The organism is Halorubrum sp. AJ67, assembly GCF_000513435.1.
Window position 1 is genome coordinate 32015 of the sequence record NZ_CBVY010000015.1, and the last position, 1563, is coordinate 33577.

A 1563-nucleotide genomic window follows, 5' to 3' on the forward strand; every position below is an offset into this window, starting at 1 on the left:
CCGGGCGGAGTACGACCTCGGCCAGTGGGTCGTGACGCTGGTGAGCGGGTTCGACTAACCGACTCAGACAAAGTCGACGATGAGTCGATCCGTGATCCCGTCCACGTCGAAGTCGGCGTCGGCCACTGCGAGTCGTTCGCCCCGAAGCGCGGCGACGCCAGCGATGTACGCGTCACGGGCGGCGAGCGGCTCGCCGGTCGCTCGCAGTTCGTCTTGAAGAGTCGCCGCCGCCCGAGCACTCGCCGCCGACGTCTCGACCACGTCGACCCAAGTCAACGCCTCGTCGATCGCGTCGAGATCCGTCGCGCCCGTCTTGAAAACTTCTCCCTGATACACCTCAAACAGTACCAGCGGCGGGGCGACCGCCCGCTCGTCGGCGTGTAACTCGACGTATTCGACCGCGGCGTCACGTCCCGCGAGGTAGTCGATGAGGACGCTACTATCGTACAGCGTCACCGCGAGTCAACCCCGCGTTTCATCTCTCGACGCTTGGCTCGCGCACGTTCCGCCGCATCGGTCCCTTCCCATAGGCCAGCACCCGAGCGGACGTTTTCACGACGTTCGCGGAGCAGCCGCGTCAACAGCTCGTCGAACGTCTCGTCGTCTCCCTTGAGCGACGCGAGCGCGGCGTGTGTCTCCTCGTCGACGCGGATGCTCTTGCTCATACAGTTTCGTATACGTCTCTGTATACAATATCGTTTCGCCGGTCGACGCGCTCGTCGCCCGATGTTACTCGTACTCGCTTCCGACGACCTCGCGGATGCGCTCCGCGGTCACCGGACCGACGCCGTCGACTTCGAGCAGATCGTCCTCCGGCGCGGTCATCACGGCCTCGACCGTGCCGAAGTGTTCCAGCAGGGTGCGCGCGGTAACCGGCCCGATGTCCGCGATGGAGGAGACGACGTACTCCTGCTGTTCCGCGCGGGTCTTCGTCGTCTTCTCGCCGTGGACGCTCACCTCGCGGTCGCGCGTCTCCTGCTCGCGCTTGGCGACCGTCGCGAGCAGTTCGGTGGTGTCGTCTTCCCCTTCGGTGCGGAGGACACTCACGTCGAAGTCGACCGCGAGCGACGCGAGCGCGCCGCGGATCGCGTTGGGGTCGATGTCGCGCTGGCCGTAGAGGTTCGTCCCCTCGACGACCATCACCGGACGGGCGTACGCCCGCGAGAGCTCGCCGACCTGCTCGAACATCGAGCGGTCGGAGTCGAGCATCGAGTCGACGAAGTCGGCCGCGGACTTGCGCTCGACGGCGACTCGGTCGGAGAGCACGTAGTCGCCGACCGCGAGCGTCTCCAGCCGAGTGACGAGGCCGTCGCGCGTCGAGAGGTCCTTCGCGATCGCGGAGTCGAGCTCGCGCTGGTCGACGACGACCTCGACCCCCTCCTCGACGCCGGCGGTCGCGACGACGCCGTCGGTCTTCTTGTCGGTCGCCTCGTCTTCGTCGGTCGGCTCGTCGCTCTCCGCTCTGTCGCCCTCCGATCCCTCTCGGGCCTCTGCCGCGAAGTCGGTGAGTCCGGCGTCGTCGCCTGCGTCGCCGTCGCCGCCGGATTCCTCGACCGCCTCGGT

At 67.2% G+C, this 1563-nt stretch carries 3 protein-coding genes; all 3 read right to left on the bottom strand.

Features of this window, described 5'->3' with window-relative positions; genetic code table 11:
• Positions 1 to 63: 63 nt before the first annotated feature.
• Positions 64 to 456 (bottom strand): PIN domain-containing protein, encoded by a 393-nt coding sequence (locus tag BN903_RS11700; RefSeq protein WP_048077897.1) that lies wholly within the window; start codon positions 454 to 456, stop codon positions 64 to 66.
• Entirely contained in the window at positions 453 to 665 is a 213-nt protein-coding gene (locus BN903_RS11705; protein ID WP_048077898.1) for an antitoxin VapB family protein, read from the bottom strand. Before BN903_RS11705 ends, BN903_RS11700 begins: the two co-directional genes overlap by 4 nt.
• A 64-nt stretch (positions 666 to 729) precedes the next feature.
• The coding region (locus tag BN903_RS11710; protein WP_048077899.1) for an ERCC4 domain-containing protein at positions 730 to 1563 on the bottom strand (834 nt) is incomplete at its 5' end.